The sequence below is a fragment of the Corynebacterium sp. Marseille-P8863 genome (genome assembly GCF_946902955.1).
Lineage (GTDB): Bacteria > Actinomycetota > Actinomycetes > Mycobacteriales > Mycobacteriaceae > Corynebacterium > Corynebacterium gottingense.
Genome location: NZ_CAMPQC010000003.1, coordinates 250,124 through 270,169 on the forward strand (window position 1 = coordinate 250,124; position 20,046 = coordinate 270,169).

A 20,046-nucleotide genomic window follows, 5' to 3' on the forward strand; every position below is an offset into this window, starting at 1 on the left:
CCTGCTACTGGACGGGCGCCCACTCGGGGCCCGTCTGCCCCAGCTCCGGATCCAGCTTGGCCACCAGCGGCTTCGGCTTGGCAAGCTCGGTGCCGGCCTCGATGTCCACGCGCTGCCACACCGCCTGCTGGCTGGTGTAATCGCCGGTGATGGTCAGGTACGTCTGCCCCTTCTCTGGCAGCCCGACGCCGACGAGGTCGTAGTCAACGTCGTCGGTGATCTCCTCAATACGCGGCTCCGCGGCCCACACGCCGGAGCGGCCGAGGGTCTCGTGGACCTTCTGCGCGGTGTGCGGCAGGAACGGGGTGAGCATCGCGTTGCAGTCCGAGACCACCTGCAGGGCGGTCCACAGGACGGTGGCCAGGCGCTCACGCTGCGTGTCGTCCTTTGCCAGCTTCCACGGCTCCTGGTCCGCGATGTAGGCGTTTGCCTCGCCGACGACGTGCATGACCTTCGTAATCGCCGCCTTGAAGTGCGCCTTGGACAGGTCCTCGCCGGCGGTGGCGAAGGTCTGCTCGGCCAGGTCCAGGATGGCTCGGTCCGCGTCCGCGAGGTGTCCCGGAGTGGGCACGGCACCGAAGTTCTTGTGCGCCATGGACACGGTGCGGTTGACCAGGTTGCCCCAGCCGTTCGCGAGCTCGTTGTTCACGCGGCGGACAAACTCGTCCCAGGTGAAGTCCGTGTCATTGTTCTCGGGGCCGGCCACCGCGATGAAGTAGCGCAGCGGGTCCGGGCCGAACTCCTTGAGGAAGTCCTTGACGTAGATGACCACGCCCTTGGAGGACGAGAACTTAGAGCCGGACATGGTGAGGAACTCGGAGGAGACGACCTCAGTGGGCAGGTTGAGCTCGCCGAGCGCGTGGGACTCGCCGCCCTTCGCCCCCTTACCGGCGTAGCCGAGCAGCTCGGCGGGCCAAATCTGGGAGTGGAAGGTGATGTTGTCCTTGCCCATGAAGTAGTAGCCCTCGGTGGCCGGGTCCTGCCAGAAGGTTTTCCACGCCTCCGGGTCGCCGGTGCGCGCGGCCCACTCGATGGAGGCAGACAGGTAGCCGATGACCGCGTCGAACCAGACGTAGAGCTTCTTCGACGGGTTGTCCTGCCAGTCCTCCACCGGGATCGGGATCCCCCAGTCGATGTCGCGCGTCATCGCGCGCGGGCGCATGTCCTCGAGCAGGTTGAGCGAGAACTTGAGCACGTTCGGGCGCCAGTCCTGCCGGGTCTCCAGCCACGACGCGAGCGCGTCGTGCATGGCGGGCAGGTCCAGCATGAAGTGCTCGGTCTCGATAAACTCCGGAGTTTCCCCGTTGATCTTGGAGACCGGGTTGATCAGGTCGGCCGGGTCGAGCTGGTTGCCGCAGGTGTCGCACTGGTCGCCGCGGGCGTCGTCGGCACCGCAGATTGGGCAGGTGCCCTCGATGTAGCGGTCCGGCAAGGTGCGGCCTGTCGACGGGGAGATCGCGCCCTTGGTGGTCTCCTTGACCATGTAGCCGTTGGCGTAGAGGCCCTTGAACAGCTCCTGGACCACCGCGTAGTGGTTGCGCGTGGTGGTGCGGGTGAACAGGTCGTAGGACAGGCCCAGACCAGCAAGGTCGTGGACGATTTGCTCGTTGTAGCGGTCCGCCAGCTCCTTCACAGTCACGCCCTCTTTGTCCGCCTGGACCAGGAGCGGGGTGCCGTGCTCATCAGTACCGGAGACCATGAGCACGTTCTTGCCGCGCATTCGCTGGTAGCGGGCAAACACGTCGGAGGGCACGCCGAAGCCGGCGACGTGGCCGATGTGGCGCGGGCCGTTGGCGTAGGGCCAGGCCACGCACACAAGAACGTTCTCAGGAGCCGTAGGGGTCTCAGGTAAAGTCATGGTGTTTAGCATAATCAACCCGCCCGGCCGGTCGAATCGGGGCATGAAAAATCCCCAGCACCCGGATGGTGGGGTGCTGGGGATGGTGGCGCGGTGGCGTCGAGAAGCGAGCGAGCGCTACTTGCGCTTGCCAGTGAAGGCGCGCTTGACCTGTGCCTTGCGCGCGTTCAGCTCGCGCTGATCGCGGTGCATGCGGCGCTCGATGGCCAGCTGGCGGGAGAAGCGCTCCTGCTCCTTCTTATCCAGGTAGATCGTGTCGTTGGACAGATCCTTCACAATCGCGAACATCAGCGCGATGAGGATAAGCAGGAACGGGGTTGCCGCGACGATGGTCACGGACTGCAGCGAGTTCAGCGCGTCCGAGCCACCGGAGATCAGCAGGGTGAGGCCGACGGCTGCGGTGGCCAGACCCCACATCGCGGCGATCCACGGCTTCGCGTCGGACTTGCCGTTCTGGGTCATGGATGCCATGACGGTGGAGGCGGAGTCCGCCGAGGTGATGAAGAAGGTGGCGAGCAGCAGCAGCGCGAACACGCCCATCACCACGCCACCCGGCAGGGAGTGCAGCAGGTTGAACAGCTGCTGCTCTGAGGAGCCGTCTGCGTAGATGGACTCGCCGGTCTGCTCCATGTGGATGGCGGTGCCGCCGAAGATGGCGAACCACACGGTGGACAGGCCGGACGGGACGAGCAGGACGCCCAGGCAGAACTCGCGGATGGTGCGGCCGCGGGAGATGCGAGCCAGGAAGGTGCCCACGAACGGGGACCAGGAGATCCACCATGCCCAGTAGAAGATGGTCCAGCTGGACAGGAAGTCGCCAGCCTCGCCGTCAGCACTCTCGGCGGTGCGGCCTGCCATCTCGAAGAAGTTCTGCAGGTAGGTGCCGACAGACGTCGGCAGCAGGTTGAGCTGTACGACGGTCGGGCCGAAGACGAACACGAAGATTGCCAGCAGCGCGGCGATCACCATGTTGGCGTTAGACAGCCACTGGATGCCCTTGGACACGCCGGACATGGCGGAGAGCAGGAACGCGAGCGTCAGCACGGCGACAATGCCGATGATGAGGCCGTTCGACGGGTCGTGGACAAAGCCGGATGCCTCGAGGCCGGAGCTGATCTGCATCGCGCCCAGGCCCAGGGAGCAGGCGGTACCGAAGATGGTGGCAAAGATGGCAAAGCCGTCAATGAGCTTGCCCAGCGGGCCGTCCGCGGCCTTCTGGCCGATCAGCGGGATGAACGCGCTGGACAGCAGCTGCTTGCGGCCGAGACGGAAGGTGGAGTACGCAATTGCGAGACCCATGATGGCGTAGACCGCCCACGGGTGCAGGGTCCAGTGGAACATGGTCTGCGACATCGCGGTGCCCACCTCGTGCGGCTCGTGGCCCGGCACGCCGTCGCGGTACATGGCCAGCGGCTCGGAGGCGCCGTAGAACATCAGGCCGATGCCCATGCCCGCGGCGAACATCATGGCGATCCAGGATGTCGTCTTAAACTCGGGCCGCTCGTCGGCGGAGCCCAGGCGGATGGTGCCGAAGTTCGAGCAGGCGATGACCAGCACGAAGACCACGAAGGCAGTGCCGCCGAGCACAAAGGCCCAGCCCAGATTGTTGATGACCCAGCCGAAGGCCGCGTCTGCGAAGTTGGAGAAATTCTCCGGCGCAAGCAAGCCCCACGCGACCATGGCGACCACGATGACCGCAATTGGCACAATGATGCCCCAGTCGACCGGCGCGTCCTCCGCGTCGGCCTGGCGCTCAATCTGCTCTTCCGGGTCCTGATAGTTGCCACGCTCGCCGGCACGATCGGCCTGCAGCAGCGAGACGAGCTCGCCAGCCGCGGACGGCGCGGGGTCGGTGGAGTTGTTCTCAATTTGCGGATCTGCAGTCCGCGGCTCTGCGCCCGGATCGTGCGGATCCAGGCCAGTCTCACGCTGAGACATTAATCACTCCTCAAAAGTATCGAAAAACTCGTATGACCTTTGCAGGGTATCTGATAAATAGTCTCAGCACGAACCGAGCGCAATCTTTTCCCGGATCTGGTAAAGGGGCGTTGTCGCTGCGTACGGCCGCGCCTAGTCCGCGCGCGCGGCAAGGGCCGCATTATAGAGGTCGCCCGTCTTCACGCCGTGCGCCTTGGCCACCGCCTTGCACGCGTCCTTCATCCGCTCACCCGCATCGACCCGCTCGAGGACGAGTTCCACCAGGTCCTCGGGGTTCTCCTCCGCCCTGGTGCCGCCCTCAATGACGACGGTGATCTCCCCGCGCACGCCTTCCTCGGCCCACGCGGCGAGCTCCTCCAGCGTGCCGCGCTTGACCTCCTCGTATGTCTTGGTCAGCTCGCGGCACACCGCGGCGCGGCGGTCGGCGCCCAAGATCTCGGCCGCGCGCGACAGGGTCGCGGCGATGCGGTGTGGGGACTCGAAGAAGCACACGGCGCGCTCCTGCCCCACCAGCGAGCGCAGCCAGGTCTCCTGGGCGCCGGGCTTGCGGGGCGCGAAGCCGTCGAAAAGAAAATGCCCCACGCTCAGGCCGGACAGGGCGAGCGCCGTGGTCACCGCGCTCGGCCCTGGCAGGCAGGTCACGGGAACGCCCGCGTCGTGCGCGGCGGCGACGATGGAGTGCCCAGGATCGGAGACCAGCGGCATGCCTGCGTCGGTGACCACCAGGACGACCCCGGCCCGCGCGTCCCGGAGCAGTTCCTCGGTGCGCGCGTCCTCGTTGTGGTCAAAGTTGGAGACGATCTTGCCGCGCGGCTCGACCCCCAGCGCCGCGGCCAGCGCGCGAGTCCGCCGGGTATCCTCCGCCGCGATCACGTCCGCGCGCTCGAGCAGTGTGCGCAGCCGCTCGCTCGCGTCCGCGACGTTGCCCAGCGGCGTGGCCGCGAGCACGATGCCGGTCTGTGGCAGCGAATCCTGGGGCAGATCTGTGGAGGCAACCATAAACGCCAAGCATACGCACGAACCAGTAAGATCCTTGTCCGTGAGTACCCAAGTGCCAGCTTCCGCCCCACCCGCGTCGCCTACGCTGCCGCCTGCGCCGAAGCGCTGGCGCGCGAAGCGCCCCGAGCCGTCCGCGCCCGTCACGGTCCCGTGGACCAAGCGCGATACCGTCTCCGCGACCGTGATCGGCGTGCTCGCACTGCTGACCCGCTTCATCGGGTTGACCCAGCCGACGTCGGGCGGCACGCCGGTGTTTGATGAGAAGCACTACGTCCCGCAAGCGTTCGACATGGTGCGCGACTACATCAACCCGGTCCTCGGCGGCATCGAGTCCAACCCTGGGTACGGCCTCGTCGTGCACCCGCCGCTGGGCAAGCAGCTGCTGGCGTGGGGCGAGCAGCTCTTCGGCTACACCCCGCTCGGCTGGCGCCTCATGACAGCGCTGGTCGGCACCGCCATCGTCGTCTTCGTCTTCCTCATCGCGCGCCGCGTAAGCCAGTCCACCAGTATCGGTTTGTTCGCGGGCATCATCGCGCTTTTCGACGGAGTGCTGCTGGTCACCGCCAAATTCGGCATGCTCGACGTGTTCGTGGTCTTCTTCGTCGTCGCGGCGGCGTGGACGCTCGCCGGCGACATGCAGCAGGTGCACCGCCGCTGGCACGACGCCTACCTGACCGGGAAGCTGGACGACACGGACGCGCTCGGCCCCCGCCTGGGCTTCCGCTGGTGGCGCTTCGCCACCGGTGTCCTGCTCGGCCTGGCCATGGCTGTGAAGTGGTCGGGCATGTACTACATCGCGTTCTACGGCCTGCTCTCCGCGTTCTGGGACCTCTGGCTGCGCAAGCGCTACGGGGTGAAAAAGCCGCTGGCGGGCGCGCTGCTTCGCGACGTCCCCTCCGCCCTCGCCTCCATCGTCCTCGTCCCCGCGCTGCTCTACATCTGGTCCTGGCGCGCCTGGTTCGCCTCCGAGACGTCCGTATACCGCCACGCGGTTGCTGACGGCACCGTGGCCGACTCCGACTGGCCCTGGCTGACCAACCTCCCCTCCCCCGCCGCGGACTGGCTGTACTACCACTTTTCCGTCCTCGAGTTCCACAGCTCGCTGACATCGTCCTCCGGGCACTCCCACCCGTGGGACTCCAAGCCCTGGTCCTGGCTCGTGGCCTCGCGCCCCATCCTCTACTACTCCAACACCGACCTGGCCTGCGGCGACGGCGGCACCTGCCGGGAAATGATCTTCCTCTTCGGCACCCCGGTGATCTGGTGGCTGACCATCCCGATCCTGCTGTGGGGCGCATGGGTGTGGATCACCCGCCGCGACTTCCGCGTCATCGTCCCGATGGTGGCGTTCATGGCCGGCTTCCTCCCGTGGCTGGCCGCCTTCGACCGCCAGATGTACTTCTTCTACGCCGCCCCGCTCGTCCCGTTCACCGCGGTCCTGCTCGCGCTCGCGCTGGGCAACCTGGCGCAGAAGGGCGCGCCCAGCGGCAACCGGCTCGTGCGGCGGTTCGCCGGCTCGGACCTGCGCACCGGGCAGCTCGCCGTGATCGTGTACCTGGCGCTGGTCGTAGCCAGCTTCGTGTACTGGTCCCCCATCCTCTACGGCTTCATGGTGCCGGAGGACTACTACCACTCGCTCATGTGGCTGCCCAGCTGGAAATAGCGCGCTAGCTGGGGTTCGCGTCCAGCAGATGCCAGGCGCGGCGGATTTCAATCCCGCGGTCCGCCACCCACGTCCAGACGAGCCCGAAGAGGGTAACCAGCGGGATGAGCACAATGCTGGGCACGAACTCGCCGGTGGAGAGCACCCAGTCGCGCACCGCGAAGCCCGCGGTAAAGGTGAACATCGTGCCCACGATGAGCAGGACGCCCGGGATCTGGCGCGGACGCCAGGCGGTGACGCCGAGCGCCAGCGCGACGCCGAACCGGACGGCCGCCGTAGACGTCTCCAGCGAGTCCGTACCGCCGCCGTGAACCAGCAGCAGCACCGCCCACACCGCCCACACCACCGCAGCGGCGATCAGCGCCACGCGACCAATCGCCAGGGTGATAAGGCGGCGCTGCTCGAGCTTGCGCCACGTATCGTCCACGCCCGCCATGATGACCTCGGAGAGGTCGTGGGGCGGCGCCATCCCGCCGTCCACTTCGGCGAAGCTCATGCGCCGGGAGAGGGAAAGCGCGCGCTCCCAGTAGGCGATGCACTCCTCGCACTGCGCCAGGTGGGCGTCCACGATGGCGTCGTCAAGCCCGGGCGACTCGCCGTCGATACGCGCGGAGAGCGCGGCCTGGACCTCCTCGTGGCTAACCACGGGTGAGCACCCCGTCCAGGCTCGCGCGGCCCGTGCCAAAGACCACGAGAGCGAAGAGCGCGGCGGCGAGCACCAGCGTGTACTCCACGCCTCCCTGCTCCACGAAGAAGCCGTTGCCCAGGTGCACGAAGTAGGCGGCGGCGAGTGAGAGGATGAGCAGCAACGACGCCGCGATCGTGGTGAGCAGACCGATCACCAGGAAGGTCCCGCCGATCAGCTCGACGGCGCCCGTCACATACGCGCTCAGCTGCGGCTGCGGTACCCCCGCGTACGCAAGCTGTTCGGCAGTTTTATTCATGCCGACAGCGAACCAGTGCTGGTAGCCGCGGGCAACAAACACGGCCCCAACGACCAGGCGTAAGAGTAGGAGGGCGAAGTCTCGAACGGCAGGCCTGTTCATGTCATTTACCCTACCGATGGAACCGAACGGCCATAAATCGAGTCAAATATATATGAGCAATTTCAACGAAACACCCAAGTCCCTGCCCATCACCTGCGACGACGGTCTGGTCCGCCCGCCGTGGGCCGCCACCGATCCCCTCCTGCGCGAGTACTACGACACCGAGTGGGGCATGCCGCTTACCGACGAAGCGTCGCTCTTCGAGCGCGTCTGCCTCGAAGGGTTCCAAGTCGGCCTGTCCTGGCGCCTGATCCTGTCCAAGCGCGACGCGTTCCGCGAGGCGTTCCATGGCTTCGACCCGGACGAAGTCGCCGCCATGGACTCCGTCGACCACCTGATGGACAACCCCGGGCTGATCCGCAACCCGAACAAGCTCAAGGCCGCGGTCACTAACGCGAGGGCGACCCTCGCGCTGCGCGAGGAGGGCACGCACCTCGGCGAGTTCATCTGGTCCTACAAACCGGCAACCACGCCGCGTCCCCGTACTGCTGAAGAAGTGCCCACCTCTTCGCCCGAATCGAAGGCGCTCGCGCGGGATTTGAAAAAGCGAGGCTTCACCTTCGTCGGCCCCGTCACCATGTACGCGCTCATGGAGTCCGTGGGCATCGTGGACACCAACCTCGTGGGGACGTGGCGGCGCGGCGCCTCCGGTGTGTGGAGCGCCGAGGAGCTCGGCGAGGGCTGACGAGGGGGTGAGCTAGCAGTCCTCCATATCCGCGAAGGCCTCCTCCACGGAGGCGTGCTCCTCGCGGGATTCCTTCCACACCTCCTTGGCTGCGGACAGGTTGATGACCGCGATGATCGCGCCGACGACGATGTCGAACCAGGCGGTGGACCACACGAACGTGAGGAGGCCTGCCACGATGATGAGGAGGTTGGCCAGGGCGTCGTTTCGCGCCGCGAGCCACGCGCCCTTGGCCAGCGAGGACCCCTGGTCCCGCAACCGCAGCAGAATGACGGCGCAGATCACGTTCACGACGAGCGCGCCGACCGCGACGCCGGTCAGCCCCTCGGGCGAGGGCGCAACCGGGTTGATGAGCTTGGTCACCACCATGACAATGGCGGCAATCGCCGGAATGAGGATCAGCGCGGCGAGCACGCTGCCGGCCGCGCGACGGCGCTGTGCCGGCCACGCGACCGCGAAGAAGACGAGCAGGTTGATCGCGGTGTCTTCCAGGAAGTCCGCGGAGTCCGCAGCGAGCGAGGCCGAGCCGATCGCGAGCGACGCGACGAACTCGACGAAAAAGTAGGCCAGGTTCAGCAGCGCGACGATGAGGACGGCGCGGCGGATGGTTTGTGTGGTCACGAGTCCCTCCTACACGAAACCCCCGTTGCCGGCACCGTTTGTGCTGGCAGCGGGGGTAGTTTCCCTGGTGGAGCTAAGGGGAATCGAACCCCTGACCTTCGCATTGCGAACGCGACGCTCTACCAACTGAGCTATAGCCCCTCGCTGGTTTGAAAGGTTACTCCTTTCAAACCAGAGCATGAAATCCGCAGGTCACTAGCTTGCGCGGGGCGTGTACTCGCCGTATCCGTCATCCCGCGGCTGCGGGCGCACGTAGCCAGGCAGCGCGTCGAAGTCCGGGTGTTCCTCGTCCAGGTCCAGGATCACGGAGCCGACGCGGCGGCGCTCGCGGGGGGTGGGCTGCGGGCGGTCCACGTCAACGCCGAGGCGGGCGCGGCGCAACTGGCGCACGCGGCGCTCGTGCAGCGCGCGCTCCTTCTTCACCACGCCACGCAGAACGATGAGGAACCAGGCAGTCAGGCCGGCGGTGATGGCGGGCAAGACCCAGGTCCACCCGCCCACGACGAACGCGACGACAAAAGTGACCACAAAAGAGGCGATGAGCACCAGCAGGGTGCGCTGGCGGCGCTGGAACCGGTCCGCCTTTGCGGTGCGCTCGCGCTCCGGGTCGTATCCGCCGCGCCCACGCCGGGTCTTGGCAAACTCCAGGTCGCTGTCATCCGGTTCAAAATCGGGCTCGGGTTCCGTTTCAGGTGCGGCCTCGGCGGTGGCGGAGTCGCCGGCGTCCTCAGAGCCCTCACCGTCCCCAGAGCCCTCGGGGGCGTAGCCGAAATCTGAGGGCGCGCCGTAGGACTCGCTCATCTCGTAGCGGTCGGCTTCCGCGTCAGTGTCCACGACGGTGGAGCCGCCCTGAGGCTCCCCGTCAATCGCCTCGTCACCCTTTTCGTCACTCTCCTCGTCAAGGTCGACGACGGTGGAACCCGCCTCCTCGTCCTCCGGCTCGGCGTCGATGACCACGGGGCGGTCTTCCTGGCTCGCGACCTCTTTGCGGAAGAAGTTGCGGAGGGTGGGTGTGTCGTCGATAAGCACCTGCTCCTCCTCGGCCTCGACGATCTCGACGTCATCTTCGGCGGCGGTGTGGTGGTGCACATCGGCGGACGTGAGCTTGGGGCGGCGGCGGGCAACGACGGGCTCGGTGCCGCCCTCGTGCAGGACGCGCGTTTCCTCGTACCCCTCGCCAGAGCGGCGAATCTTCTTCGTGTTCCCCAGCATCATCGGCGCAAGCACGATGACCCACACGACGAGAATGAGGACCAGAATGAGGCTCGGGCTGCCCATGGGCAATGCCACCTTTCAACGCAACCAATTGGGTGTGTACACAGAACTGGCCCCAACGCTATCCGTGCGCACTCGGCCCCACCGCCAGGCGCGCCGGACCCTGTGCCTGAAAAATTACTGAACCGGCCGAACGCGCCCCGCCGCGCGCAGCCGCTCCACGGCGGTGTGCGGGAAATCGTCCGCGTTCAGCGCCACGAAGTGGTGGTCGCGCCACTGCCCGTCGATGTGCAGGTTCTTGCGGAGGTAGCCCTCCTCGCGGTAGCCATTTGCCAGGAGCACGCTTTTCGACGCCGGGTTGTCCGGCAGGACCGTCGCCGTCACCCGGTGCATGCCCACCCTCGCAAAGGCGTGGTCCGTGCCGAGCGCGCACGCCGCTGTCGCGATGCCGCGCCCCATGAACGGCGAGTGGACCCAGTAGCCGATCCAGCACTCGCTCACCGCACCGTGCTGGATATTGCCCAGCGTCACCTGCCCGGCGAACTCGCCGTCCGCGACGATGACCAGCGGCACGACGACCCCGTCAGCCGCCAGCTTTTTCAGGTTGAGCCAGTTGGCACGCCAGGCTTGCGGCGAGTGCGCGTCAGCCCACGTCCCTTGTACGGTCGGCTCGACCGGCTTGAGCCAGTGCTCGTCCAGCACGCGGGTTTCGCTCCATGCGCGACCGTCGCCGGATTTGAGCGGGCGCAGGTGGACGTGTGTTCCGTCCGCCAGCCGCAGCGCGGGCGTCGTTTCCGGCCAGCCCGGCGTGGGCTCGCGGAAGAGTGCAAACAGGTCCACCGGGGCAGGTTCCTAGCTGCGCTGCTGCAGGAATTCAACATCCACGAACTCGCCCGGGCGCACCTGGAGCACGTCCTCGGGGATGCGAATCATGGCGTTGGCCTCGGCGAACCCGGCAAGCAGGTGCGCCGCGCTACCGTCGAGTGTGCCCAGCGACTCCACCAGGTACTCCCCCGTCTCCATATCGCGCATGAGGCGAGCGCGAATATAGCCGCGGCGGCCCTTGATGGAATCAATGTGGCGCACCGAGCGGGCCTGTACCGTGCGGCGCGCAACGTTCGCCTTCCCAAGCGACTGCCGGATCGCCGGGCGCACCAGCGTCTCCGCAATCACCAACGCGCTGACCGGGTTGGACGGCAGCAGGAAGACGGGCGTACGCTCCTCGCCGAGCAGACCGAAGCCTTGCACAGACCCGGGGTGCATGGCCACGCGCTGCGTGTCGAGCTCCCCCATCTCGCGCAGCACGTCCTGGATGACGTCCGCGCCCGAACCGCCAACGGCGCCGATCACGATGACTACTTCGGACCGCGCGATGTGCCCGGCGATGGTCTCGCGCAGGCGGCGCGGCTCCGCGTTGACGATGCCCGCGCGCACCACGTCCGCGCCGGCCTCCTCGGCGGCGGCTGCAACGGCGTACGACGCGACGTCGTACACCTGCCCAAGGCCCGGGTCGCGGTCTACGTCCACCAGCTCGAGGCCGTAGCTCATCACGGTCACGCGCGGGCGCGGGTAGACCAGCACCTTCTCGCGCCCCGCGGCGGCCACGAGCCCGATCTGCGCCGGCCCGAGCACCGAGCCCTGGCGCACGGCGATGTCCCCCGGCTGGATGTCCGAGCCGGGTTTGCGGACAAAGTCGCCGGTGCGCACTGCGCGCGACGGGGTGACGCGCTTGCGCCCCCGGTCACTCCATTCCAGCGGGAGGACGGCGTCCGCGAGCGTTGGCAGCGGCGCGCCGGTGGCAACGCGCACGGCCTGGCGCGGCTGGAGGCGAAGCGGCTTCTGCGAGCCCGCCGCGACCTCCCCCACCACGGGCAGCGTGCGGTCGCGGTGCGGTGTGCGGCGTTCCGTAGTCTCCCCGCCGTCCTGCTCCTCCGGGGGCTCCGCGGCGAGGCGCAGGCCCGCGGTGCCGCCCACGTCCACGGAGCGCACGGCGTAGCCGTCAACCACTGCCTGTGAAAAGCTGGGCAACGGGGCGGTTGCGGCGATTTCCTCGGCGCACATGAGGCCGAGAGCATCAAGGATTCCGACGCGGATCGGCTCAGGCGTCACCGCCGCGTCTACCACCATTGCTTGCTGGTCTTCAACGCTGCGCATTGGACCAATCCTAGTGGGAACTAGCGGACAATATCGGGATTCTCCGCTTCGAAGTCGCTGATAATCTGCTTCAGCGCCGTGTACAGGGCCGGACCATACTTCTCGTTGTGCAGCCCAAAGTCCACATTCGCCGGGATGTAACCACCCGGATTGCCCAAATCGTGGCGCTTCCCGTCATGCACCACCACGTGCACCGGGTGGCCCTCCGTGATCATCAGCTCGATCGCATCAGTCAGCTGCAACTCACCACCCTTGCCCGGCTCGATCCGACGCAACGCGTCAAAAATTGCCCGATCCAGCAGGTAGCGACCCGTAGCAACCAACGTCGACGGCGCATCCTCCACCGCAGGCTTTTCCACCATGCCACGCACACGCTTGACCTCAACACCATCAACCTCGGTGTCCACCTCCTCAACGTCAAACACGCCGTAGTTGAACACCTCCTCACGGCTGACGTTAAACGCGCACAACACCGAGCCACCAAGCTCCTCGCGCACCTTGACCATCTTCTCCATCACACCCGCCGGCAACACCAAATCATCCGGCAGCATGACAGCGACAACGTCCTCGTCATCATCCAGCGCGACCTCCGCACACCCCACGGCGTGCCCCAACCCCAGCGGCTTATCCTGCGTCACCGAAATCGCATCAATCAGCTCACCAGCGCGCGCAACCTTCGCCACCTGCTCGTCCTTACCGCGCGCAGCAAGCGTTTCGCGCAGCGTGGAAAACTCGCCGAAGTGAGCCATGATCTCCTCCTTCTGAGGAGCCACCACCACCGCCAAGCGCTGCGCCCCCAGCTGGGCCGCTTCCTCCGCGATCAGCTCAATACCGGGGGTATCCACCACCGGCAAAAGCTCCTTCGGCACCGTCTTCGTCGCCGGCAGAAAACGAGTACCCATACCCGCCGCCGGCACGACAACCGTCTTCACCGCACCATGGGAAGGCACGGATGATACTTCGTTAGAATTCCGCATAAATGTCGAGCCTACATGGCCAGTTGCTGCTATTTTGCTCCGACCCACGTTCTCCGCCCAACCCGAAGGGGGCCACCATGCCAACGCCAACCGAGGACAAGCGAACCCTGCGCGCCCGCCACACCGAATTCCGACGCCGGCTCCGCCGCGACGCCGCTCGCAAGGCATCGCTCGACGCGGCGATCCTGACCAACGCGGTTGCCTGCATCGACGCGTTCGGCGCACGTGGCGCCAACATCTCCGCTTACAATCCGCTCCCCACCGAGCCAGGCCCGGCAGACTTCGCTGCGCAGCTGCGCCGCCATGCGCGGAGCGTCTTCATCCCAATCTCGCTGCCGGACGGCGTGCTGGCGTGGTCGCTGGCGGACGGGGCGACGCAGCCCGGCGCGCTCGGCGTCGCGGAACCGACCGGTGCCCGGTTCACCTCCCGCGTCCTCTCCTCCTGCGCGCTGCTCCTGGTTCCCGCGCTAGCCGTCGATGCCCGGGGGATGCGACTGGGCAAGGGCGCCGGCTATTACGACCGGGCGCTCGCTGGGCTGGACGTGCCCACGGCGGCGGTGCTCTACGACGAGGAAGTCATCGACACGGTCCCCCACGACGCGCACGACGTCCCCGTGCACGCGATCATCACGCCGCGCGGGTGGCGGGAAATTTCGGTATAGAGGGAACCGCCGCGCGTCCGGCTGCGTCTAATATGCATGGACCTCTCGCAACGACTCACTGGACTCGCCCACCGCCTGCGCACCCCGGGCTATCGACGCTCCGTGCTCCTCCGACGCGCGCTCGCCGCCGCACTCGTCTGCGCCGCAGGCCTCAGCGCGCTGCTCAACGCGTCCCGCGCCGACCCCCTGGTTGTCACCTTCGCCCGCCCCGTCGCCGCGGGCGCCCGCGTCACCGATGAGGACCTGCAGCTGCAGCGGGTGCCCGAACGCGTCGTCCCGGAGGGCGCGCTGCGGGAGCAGTCCCTGGCCAGCGGGCACATCCTCGCCGCGGGCGCCGCGCCCGGCGAGGTGGTCACCTCCACCCGGCTCGTCGGCCCCGACCTGGTGAGCGAGCTCGTTGCGGGCCAGCCGGAAGGAGAGCCGTTCACCATGGTGCCGGTGGCGCTCGCGGAGCCGGACATCCTGCCCATGCTGCACCACGGCGCCGTCGTGGACGTGATCGCGGAGGGGCCGACGACGGTCGCCTCCGGCGGGCGCATTGTCACCGTTGGCGAAGAGGGCACGGTGCTCGTGCTGATGCGGCGGTCGCAGGCGTCGGCGGTGGCGGCGGCGTCGTTAAGCATGCCCCTCGCCGTTGTTTTGGCCTCTGCTGGCACGCCGGCATAAACTGCGTATCCTTGACACCTGCCATGCGCACGCATGGCGGTGCCGTTTCTTCCCCCACTACGCAATGCTCTTGCAAAGGAGTGCCTGTTTCATGCTGAAAGGTTTCCGCGATTATATTCTGCGCGGCAACGTCATCGATCTGGCCGTCGGTGTTGTCATCGGCGCCGCCTTCACCGGGCTGGTCACGGCGTTCTCTGACGCCATCATCAACCCGCTGCTCAACATCTTCGGCGACGCCGAGGTGGGCGAAGGCTGGAAGATTCCGGTCATCCCGGGCCGCCCCGAGACCGCCCTCGACCTGGGCATGCTGGTCTCCGCCGCGATCAACTTCCTGCTCATCGCCGCGGTGGTCTACTTCCTCATCGTCGCGCCGATGAACAAGCTCAATGAGATGCAGAAGCGAAAGCGGGGCATCCCCGAAGACGTCGCTGCCCCGACCGAAACGGAGCTGCTCACTGAGATCCGCGACCTGCTCGCCGGCCAGTCCCCGGAGCAGGCAGGCAGCACCACCCCGCCCGCGACCAGCAACTAGTCCCCACCGTGGTGGGGCGGGCGCTCGTAGTCGTAGAACTCCCGCCCCGTCAGCTCCGCGGCCGGGTCGCCGTCTTCCTCAAAGGACACCGCGCGTTCGCCATCGCCCCCGGCCCCCGTGAACGGCGCGTCCGCCGTGCGGTCGTAGTCCACGTCCGCGACGCGCCGCGCCCTTCGCCGCTGCCGCGTCATTTCTGCACGGTGTAGCTGTTGAGCTCCGAGATCAGGTGGTCCACCAGCGGCGCGATGGTGGCCACGCCGTCACGAATCGCCTGCCGGCTCGGAGCCAGGTTGACCACCACTGTGGAGCCGGACACACCACAGATGCCGCGGGAGGTGCACGCGTCGACGGCGCCGCAGGCCTGGCCGGAGGAGCGAACCGCCTGCGAGACGCCCGGCACCAGCTTGTCAATCACCGCGCGCGTGGCCTCCGGCGCCTTGTCGCGCGGGCCGACCCCGGTCGCGCCGACGGTGAGCACGAGGTCGACGCCGCCGACCACACCGGTCTCAATCACCTTGCGGATTTCGGACTTCTTCGACTTGGTGCGCACCACGCCATCGACGTGGTAGCCGTACTCGCCCAGCAACTCCGCGACCATCTCGTGCGTGTTGTCGCCGGGGGCCTCGTAGCGGTGATCACCGATGAGCACGATGATGGCCCGGGACGGGGCGGGAGTGTCCTCCGCGAGCTCGGTGGCCCGCAAAAACGCGTCGTCCGGCTCCACGTTTTCCAGCGCATCAAGTGTTGTGGACATGTGCCTTCTTTCCCTCTCTCGCTTCGACGTTGTTCCGGCCCCGCGACCGGAGGAGTGTCCTTTAACTTACTCGGAACTCAGCGTCACATCTACGGAAACGGGAGCCTCCTCCCCCTCCCGCCGGATCTGCAGGGTGACCGTCTCGCCGAAGTCGTGGGAACGCGTCGCCGCGATGAGCGCGTCGGCGGAATCGATCAGCCGGTCGCCCACTTTGGTGATCACGTCGCCCCTACGCACGCCAGCCTGCTCCGCCGGGCTATTCGGCTCCACGCCGGCGACGACGGCGCCGTCGTCGCCCATGTCCATGGCGCTGACTCGCACGCCCAGCATCGGCTGAGAGGCGCTGCCCTTGTCAATCAGCTGCTGCGCCACGCGCTTGGCAAAGTTGGACGGGATTGCAAAGCCCAGGCCGATGGAGCCGCCCTGCGATTCCTGCCCGTAGCCGCCCGCAGACAGCGACGCAATCACGGAGTTCATCCCGATGAGGTTGCCGTGCATGTCCACCAGCGGTCCGCCCGAGTTACCGGGGTTAATCGCGGCGTCCGTCTGGATGCCGTCCATCAGCGAGCTCTCGCCACCGCCTTGCGACGCCCGCACCGGTCGGTTCAGCGCCGAGACGATACCGCTGGTCACCGTCGCGGACAGGCCCAGCGGAGAGCCGACGGCCACCACCTCCTGGCCGACGGCGAGCTGGTCGGAGTCGCCGAACTGCATCGTCGGCAGGTCCTTCACGCCCTCAATCTTGATCACGCCGACGTCGGTGTTCACGTCGCTGGCCACGAAGGTGGCGTCGTGGCGCGAACCGTCATTCAGCGTGACCTGGATCTGGGACTGCGAGCTCGCCGCATCGGCGATCACGTGGTGGTTCGTCAGCACGTAGCCGTCCGAGGAGATAATGGAGCCGGAGCCTTCCGCCGACGCACGCGGCGTCTGCACCACGATCGAGACCACGGCGGGCAGGACCTGCGACGCCACGTCTTCGACCGAGCCCTTCGGCGCCGCGTGTGCCTCCCCCTGGTCGTTCTGCTGGTCGTTCTGCGGAGCCGGGGCTGCCGGCGCCTCCAGGGCGCTGTACGAGCTCTCCTCACCGTCGTTGGTTTTGCTCACCACGTACCCGGAGCTAGCGCCACCGACAAGCGCGGCGACGAGGGCGGTGGCGATGACGGTCCCCGCCCCGAAACGACGCTTCTCGCGAGCCCCCTCCGGCGCGCTTGGCACCTGGTCGACGTGGTACACGGTCGGCTGGCCCTGGCGCGTCTCGGTCAGTGCGGGAGATGTATCTGTGTTGCTGGTAACACGATCCGAGCCGCCGCTCGCTGCGCGACGGGGGTTGCGTGGATCCTCTGGAAAAGTCATGGAGGTAATTATCAACCTTTCTGCTGGAGCCAGTCTTGATGCCTGAACAGACTCCACCTAAAGTTATCTGAACGTTCCCTGTGCGCTGTGCACTGGTGCAATGCCGCTTATCGACGAAACCCCGCCCGGTGAGATCCCTCCCACCAAGCGGGGCAACGCGACCGTGCGCACACGCGCTTGCTAGTCCTCCGCGGGCGGGCGCCACCCCGGGAACACAACACGCATGCGGGTGCCCCCGTCGTCGGATTCCTCGACGAAGATCTGGGCGTCGTGGCGGTCGAGTACCTGTTTCACAATCGCCAGCCCCAGGCCCGAGCCCGGCATCGCGCGCGACTCCGGGGCGCGGTAGAACCGTTCGAAGACGCGGGCGCGCTCCTTCGGGGCAATGCCGGGGCCGGAATCGTCGACAATCAGCACCGCCTTCGTCGTGGCCGCCTTGAGCGAGATGCGGACGGTGCCGCCGTCCGGGGACCACTTGGCGGCGTTGTCGATCAGGTTAATCGGCGCGCGCCCCATGGCGAAGTGGTCGCCCATGATGACCCATGGGTCGGCGTGGAACTGGAACGTGACGTCCGGGCGGCGGCGACGCACGCGGTCCAGCGCCTCCTCCAGGATCATGTCGAGACGGAGCTCAGTAAACTCCGTGTTCGGAGAGTCCTCGCGCGCAAGGTCGACGAGGTCTCCAATCAGCGTGGACATCTCCTCCATCTGCGCCAGCACGTCCCGCTCCAGGTTCTCGCGCTCCTCGGGCGAGATCATGTCCTGGTGGCCGGACTTGTACATCATCATGAACAGCTCGATGTTGGTGCGCATGGACGTCAGCGGCGTCTTCAGCTCGTGGCCCGCGTCTGCGACGAGCTGCGTCTGTCGGGTACGCGAGTCCTGGAGCGTCTGGATCATCCGGTTGAACGAGCGGCTGATGTTCGCGAGCTCGTCGTCGCCCTCAACCGGGAGCGGCTTGAGCTCCTCGGTCCGGGTCACCTCGTCCACCGCTTTCTGCAGCCTGCGCAGTGGATACAAACCGGTCGCGGCGACAACGGACGCGACGGCCCATGCCATCGCAATGCCGAGGCACAGGATGACCAGCAGCGCCGCACCGGAGCTGCCCTGCAGCCGGCGCGAGGGATCCACCTGCTGGGCAAGCGCCACCGCAGAGCCGTCGTCCTTGCGGAGGACCAGGATGCGCTCCCCGCCCGCAGTACGGACCGAGATTTCTTCGCCGTCCGCTTCCCTGTGGAACGCCCCACCGATCGCGATCGCATCGCCGTAATAGCGATTGGACTGCGGCGGCGACACCGCTGCGTGGATTTGCGGGTTGAAGTACTTAAACGCCGCGATCTTCCCCTCAAGCTCATCGACGGGATGCCTTTCCACCTCGTCCATCAGCGCATCCGCCTTCACCCGGAGGTCGCTATCCATTGAATTCGTGATCGTCGTGGCGGCAGCCCAGAAGCTGACCAGGGCGGTGACCAAGATGGTGAAGGCGACCATCACGCCAGTCAGCACCACGAGCTGCTGGCGCAGAGAAAGTCCGAGCCCAAGGAACCGAGAGCCGCGGAAACCTGACGCCTCCGCGCCCCCCTGCTCGTCGATCCACGCGTCCTTATCGCGCTGGTAAGTCTCGGCTGATTGCCGAAGGATCACGGTGCAGTCTCCCGCAGCACGTAACCAACGCCTCGGACGGTGTGGATCAGGCGCGGCTCGCCCGCAGCCTCCGTCTTGCGCCGGAGGTAGCCGATGTACACCTCGAGCGCGTTGCCGGAGGTTGGGAAGTCGTAGCCCCACACCTCTTCCAGGATGGTCTGGCGGGTGAGCACGCGACGCGGGTTCTGCATCAGCAGGTGCAGCAGCGCGAACTCGGTGCGCGTCAGCGAGATGGTACGGGAGCCGCGCGTGACGTCTCGGGTCTCCGGGTTGAGCGTGAGGTCCTCGAACTTCAGCGCGGAGGACTCGTGGTCGCCGCCCTCGATGGAATCCGCGCGGGCACGGCGCAGCAGGGAGCGAACGCGGGCAAGGAGCTCTTCGAGCGCGAACGGCTTGGGAAGGTAGTCGTCGGCACCGGCATCCAGCCCCGCCACCCTGTCAGACACGCCGTCACGCGCCGTAAGCATCAGCACGGGCCGATCGTAGCCGGACGAACGCAGCGTACGGCACACGCCAAGCCCGTCAAGCTTAGGCATCATCACGTCAAGGATGGTCAGGTCCGGCTCTTCCGCGCGGATCAGATCCAGCGCCTCTTCGCCATCTTCCGCCAGGCACACCTCGTACCCGTTGAAGCGAAGAGAGCGCCGTAAGGATTCACGCACGGCCTGCTCATCATCGGCCACAAGAATTTTCATGTTTCTATTATGGCTTACTCGATGATTTTTGGTGCATAAGACCGCAAAAAAGCCGATTCCCCAGGTCAGGGAACCGGCTTCCGGTGGAGCTGCGTTTAGAACTGCTCCACGTCAATCAGGCCAGCCTGCGCGGCCTTGACCAGGCGACGCGGGATGCGAACTTCCTGGCCGTCGATCTTGACGGTCTGCAGTGCGGCGTTGTCAGCCTTCCACTGCGAGCGACGCATGCGGGTGTTTGCGCGGGACTTCTTAAACTTCGGGGTAGCCATTTCTCAATTCCTCCTTTACGCCTAGTTAGCGGACTTCTTCTTACGGCGAGCCATGCCACCGAAGCGCTGGTTGAACTTCTCAACGCGGCCAGCGGTGTCCATGAGGCGCTGTGCGCCGGTCCAGAACGGGTGGGACTCAGCGGTCACGTCGACAACGATGAGCGGGTACTCGTTGCCGTCCTCCCACTGATCGGTACGGTCGGAGGTCTTGGTGGAGCGAGTCAGGAACTTGTGGCCCGTGTTCGCGTCCTGGAAAATCACCGGGTGGTAATCCGGGTGAATATCCTTCTTCATATACTTCGTCTCCCTCAG

General features: G+C 66.7%; 22 protein-coding genes and 1 tRNA gene. 5 read left to right on the forward strand and 18 right to left on the reverse strand.

Features of this window, described 5'->3' with window-relative positions; genetic code table 11:
- Positions 1-4 precede the first annotated feature (4 nt).
- The 3 genes from metG to rsmI all read right to left on the reverse strand — a co-directional run bounded on the left by metG (position 5) and on the right by rsmI (position 4,795).
- Positions 5-1,858 carry a methionine--tRNA ligase gene (metG, locus tag OVO38_RS03485; protein WP_267207766.1) on the reverse strand — a complete coding sequence of 618 codons (1,854 nt, stop codon included), beginning with the start codon at positions 1,856-1,858 and terminating at the stop codon, positions 5-7.
- A 117-nt stretch (positions 1,859-1,975) separates the two neighbouring features.
- On the reverse strand, positions 1,976-3,796 hold the full coding sequence (locus tag OVO38_RS03490) for a BCCT family transporter (protein ID WP_154878826.1): 1,821 nt from the start codon (positions 3,794-3,796) through the stop codon (positions 1,976-1,978).
- Positions 3,797-3,928: 132 nt separating this feature from the next.
- Positions 3,929-4,795 (reverse strand): 16S rRNA (cytidine(1402)-2'-O)-methyltransferase, encoded by an 867-nt coding sequence (rsmI, locus tag OVO38_RS03495; RefSeq protein WP_144717233.1) that lies wholly within the window; start codon positions 4,793-4,795, stop codon positions 3,929-3,931.
- Positions 4,796-4,829: 34 nt separating this feature from the next.
- On the opposite strand from rsmI, the gene OVO38_RS03500 reads away from it, so the two are divergent.
- A complete protein-coding gene (locus OVO38_RS03500; protein ID WP_408910858.1) occupies positions 4,830-6,458 on the forward strand; it encodes a dolichyl-phosphate-mannose--protein mannosyltransferase in 1,629 nt (542 codons plus the stop codon).
- Positions 6,459-6,462: 4 nt separating this feature from the next.
- Here OVO38_RS03500 and OVO38_RS03505 read toward each other — a convergent pair whose 3' ends face one another.
- Positions 6,463-7,104: a zf-HC2 domain-containing protein gene (locus tag OVO38_RS03505; protein ID WP_267207768.1), complete on the reverse strand. Its 642-nt coding sequence runs from the start codon at positions 7,102-7,104 to the stop codon at positions 6,463-6,465.
- A complete protein-coding gene (locus OVO38_RS03510; RefSeq protein ID WP_095535738.1) occupies positions 7,097-7,504 on the reverse strand; it encodes a DoxX family protein in 408 nt (135 codons plus the stop codon). Before OVO38_RS03510 ends, OVO38_RS03505 begins: the two co-directional genes overlap by 8 nt.
- 52 nt (positions 7,505-7,556) lie before the next feature.
- Here OVO38_RS03510 and OVO38_RS03515 point away from each other — a divergent pair, with 52 nt between their 5' ends.
- On the forward strand, positions 7,557-8,189 hold the full coding sequence (locus tag OVO38_RS03515) for a DNA-3-methyladenine glycosylase I (protein WP_095548490.1): 633 nt from the start codon (positions 7,557-7,559) through the stop codon (positions 8,187-8,189).
- Positions 8,190-8,201: 12 nt separating this feature from the next.
- Here OVO38_RS03515 and OVO38_RS03520 read toward each other — a convergent pair whose 3' ends face one another.
- The 6 genes from OVO38_RS03520 to OVO38_RS03545 form a co-directional block, all read right to left on the reverse strand.
- Positions 8,202-8,810 (reverse strand): cation transporter, encoded by a 609-nt coding sequence (locus OVO38_RS03520; protein ID WP_267207769.1) that lies wholly within the window; start codon positions 8,808-8,810, stop codon positions 8,202-8,204.
- Between the two features lie 65 nt (positions 8,811-8,875).
- Positions 8,876-8,951 (reverse strand) — tRNA-Ala (locus OVO38_RS03525).
- 54 nt (positions 8,952-9,005) lie between these two features.
- A complete protein-coding gene (gene glpR / locus OVO38_RS03530; protein WP_267207770.1) occupies positions 9,006-10,088 on the reverse strand; it encodes a gephyrin-like molybdotransferase receptor GlpR in 1,083 nt (360 codons plus the stop codon).
- 114 nt (positions 10,089-10,202) lie between these two features.
- Positions 10,203-10,865: a GNAT family N-acetyltransferase gene (locus OVO38_RS03535; protein ID WP_267207771.1), complete on the reverse strand. Its 663-nt coding sequence runs from the start codon at positions 10,863-10,865 to the stop codon at positions 10,203-10,205.
- Positions 10,866-10,877: 12 nt separating this feature from the next.
- The gene (glp, locus tag OVO38_RS03540) at positions 10,878-12,179 is read right to left on the reverse strand and encodes a gephyrin-like molybdotransferase Glp (RefSeq protein WP_267207772.1); all 1,302 of its coding nucleotides are present in this window, start codon (positions 12,177-12,179) and stop codon (positions 10,878-10,880) included.
- Between the two features lie 20 nt (positions 12,180-12,199).
- Positions 12,200-13,156: a UTP--glucose-1-phosphate uridylyltransferase gene (locus OVO38_RS03545; RefSeq protein ID WP_095277022.1), complete on the reverse strand. Its 957-nt coding sequence runs from the start codon at positions 13,154-13,156 to the stop codon at positions 12,200-12,202.
- Positions 13,157-13,233: 77 nt separating this feature from the next.
- On the opposite strand from OVO38_RS03545, the gene OVO38_RS03550 reads away from it, so the two are divergent.
- From OVO38_RS03550 to mscL, 3 genes are all read left to right on the forward strand, one after another.
- Positions 13,234-13,818, forward strand: a complete 585-nt coding sequence (locus tag OVO38_RS03550; protein WP_267207773.1) for a 5-formyltetrahydrofolate cyclo-ligase — start codon at positions 13,234-13,236, stop codon at positions 13,816-13,818.
- A 36-nt stretch (positions 13,819-13,854) separates the two neighbouring features.
- Positions 13,855-14,484: an SAF domain-containing protein gene (locus OVO38_RS03555; RefSeq protein WP_095535744.1), complete on the forward strand. Its 630-nt coding sequence runs from the start codon at positions 13,855-13,857 to the stop codon at positions 14,482-14,484.
- A gap of 91 nt (positions 14,485-14,575) precedes the next feature.
- Complete coding sequence (gene mscL, locus OVO38_RS03560; RefSeq protein WP_095545981.1) at positions 14,576-15,016, forward strand: large conductance mechanosensitive channel protein MscL; 441 nt, start codon at positions 14,576-14,578, stop codon at positions 15,014-15,016.
- On the opposite strand, the gene OVO38_RS03565 is transcribed toward mscL, so the two are convergent.
- The 7 genes from OVO38_RS03565 to OVO38_RS03595 form a co-directional block, all read right to left on the reverse strand.
- Positions 15,013-15,207, reverse strand: coding sequence for a hypothetical protein (locus tag OVO38_RS03565; RefSeq protein WP_133064050.1), 195 nt, complete (start codon positions 15,205-15,207; stop codon positions 15,013-15,015). The genes mscL and OVO38_RS03565 overlap by 4 nt on opposite strands.
- Positions 15,204-15,770 carry a MogA/MoaB family molybdenum cofactor biosynthesis protein gene (locus OVO38_RS03570; protein WP_095535746.1) on the reverse strand — a complete coding sequence of 189 codons (567 nt, stop codon included), beginning with the start codon at positions 15,768-15,770 and terminating at the stop codon, positions 15,204-15,206. The genes OVO38_RS03565 and OVO38_RS03570 overlap by 4 nt, the downstream gene beginning before the upstream one ends.
- Before the next feature lie 66 nt (positions 15,771-15,836).
- Positions 15,837-17,126, reverse strand: a complete 1,290-nt coding sequence (locus tag OVO38_RS03575) for a S1C family serine protease (protein WP_095553234.1) — start codon at positions 17,124-17,126, stop codon at positions 15,837-15,839.
- Positions 17,127-17,306: 180 nt separating this feature from the next.
- Positions 17,307-18,770: a sensor histidine kinase gene (locus OVO38_RS03580; RefSeq protein WP_233125473.1), complete on the reverse strand. Its 1,464-nt coding sequence runs from the start codon at positions 18,768-18,770 to the stop codon at positions 17,307-17,309.
- Positions 18,767-19,465 (reverse strand): response regulator transcription factor, encoded by a 699-nt coding sequence (locus OVO38_RS03585; RefSeq protein ID WP_095535748.1) that lies wholly within the window; start codon positions 19,463-19,465, stop codon positions 18,767-18,769. Before OVO38_RS03585 ends, OVO38_RS03580 begins: the two co-directional genes overlap by 4 nt.
- A 95-nt stretch (positions 19,466-19,560) precedes the next feature.
- Positions 19,561-19,734: a 50S ribosomal protein L32 gene (gene rpmF, locus OVO38_RS03590; protein WP_095277040.1), complete on the reverse strand. Its 174-nt coding sequence runs from the start codon at positions 19,732-19,734 to the stop codon at positions 19,561-19,563.
- Positions 19,735-19,755: 21 nt separating this feature from the next.
- Complete coding sequence (locus OVO38_RS03595; RefSeq protein WP_095277043.1) at positions 19,756-20,028, reverse strand: type B 50S ribosomal protein L31; 273 nt, start codon at positions 20,026-20,028, stop codon at positions 19,756-19,758.
- Between the last annotated feature and the right edge of the window lie 18 nt (positions 20,029-20,046).

Coding starts and splice junctions, on each gene's coding strand:
- metG (WP_267207766.1), bottom strand. CDS start 1,858: ATGACTTTACCTGAGACCCCTACGGCTCCTGAGAACGTTCTTGTGTGC.
- OVO38_RS03490 (WP_154878826.1), bottom strand. CDS start 3,796: ATGTCTCAGCGTGAGACTGGCCTGGATCCGCACGATCCGGGCGCAGAG.
- rsmI (WP_144717233.1), bottom strand. CDS start 4,795: ATGGTTGCCTCCACAGATCTGCCCCAGGATTCGCTGCCACAGACCGGC.
- OVO38_RS03510 (WP_095535738.1), bottom strand. CDS start 7,504: ATGAACAGGCCTGCCGTTCGAGACTTCGCCCTCCTACTCTTACGCCTG.
- OVO38_RS03515 (WP_095548490.1), top strand. CDS start 7,557: ATGAGCAATTTCAACGAAACACCCAAGTCCCTGCCCATCACCTGCGAC.
- glpR (WP_267207770.1), bottom strand. CDS start 10,088: ATGGGCAGCCCGAGCCTCATTCTGGTCCTCATTCTCGTCGTGTGGGTC.
- glp (WP_267207772.1), bottom strand. CDS start 12,179: ATGCGCAGCGTTGAAGACCAGCAAGCAATGGTGGTAGACGCGGCGGTG.
- OVO38_RS03545 (WP_095277022.1), bottom strand. CDS start 13,156: ATGCGGAATTCTAACGAAGTATCATCCGTGCCTTCCCATGGTGCGGTG.
- OVO38_RS03550 (WP_267207773.1), top strand. CDS start 13,234: ATGCCAACGCCAACCGAGGACAAGCGAACCCTGCGCGCCCGCCACACC.
- OVO38_RS03555 (WP_095535744.1), top strand. CDS start 13,855: ATGGACCTCTCGCAACGACTCACTGGACTCGCCCACCGCCTGCGCACC.
- mscL (WP_095545981.1), top strand. CDS start 14,576: ATGCTGAAAGGTTTCCGCGATTATATTCTGCGCGGCAACGTCATCGAT.
- OVO38_RS03565 (WP_133064050.1), bottom strand. CDS start 15,207: ATGACGCGGCAGCGGCGAAGGGCGCGGCGCGTCGCGGACGTGGACTAC.
- OVO38_RS03570 (WP_095535746.1), bottom strand. CDS start 15,770: ATGTCCACAACACTTGATGCGCTGGAAAACGTGGAGCCGGACGACGCG.
- OVO38_RS03575 (WP_095553234.1), bottom strand. CDS start 17,126: ATGACTTTTCCAGAGGATCCACGCAACCCCCGTCGCGCAGCGAGCGGC.
- OVO38_RS03585 (WP_095535748.1), bottom strand. CDS start 19,465: ATGAAAATTCTTGTGGCCGATGATGAGCAGGCCGTGCGTGAATCCTTA.
- rpmF (WP_095277040.1), bottom strand. CDS start 19,734: ATGGCTACCCCGAAGTTTAAGAAGTCCCGCGCAAACACCCGCATGCGT.
- OVO38_RS03595 (WP_095277043.1), bottom strand. CDS start 20,028: ATGAAGAAGGATATTCACCCGGATTACCACCCGGTGATTTTCCAGGAC.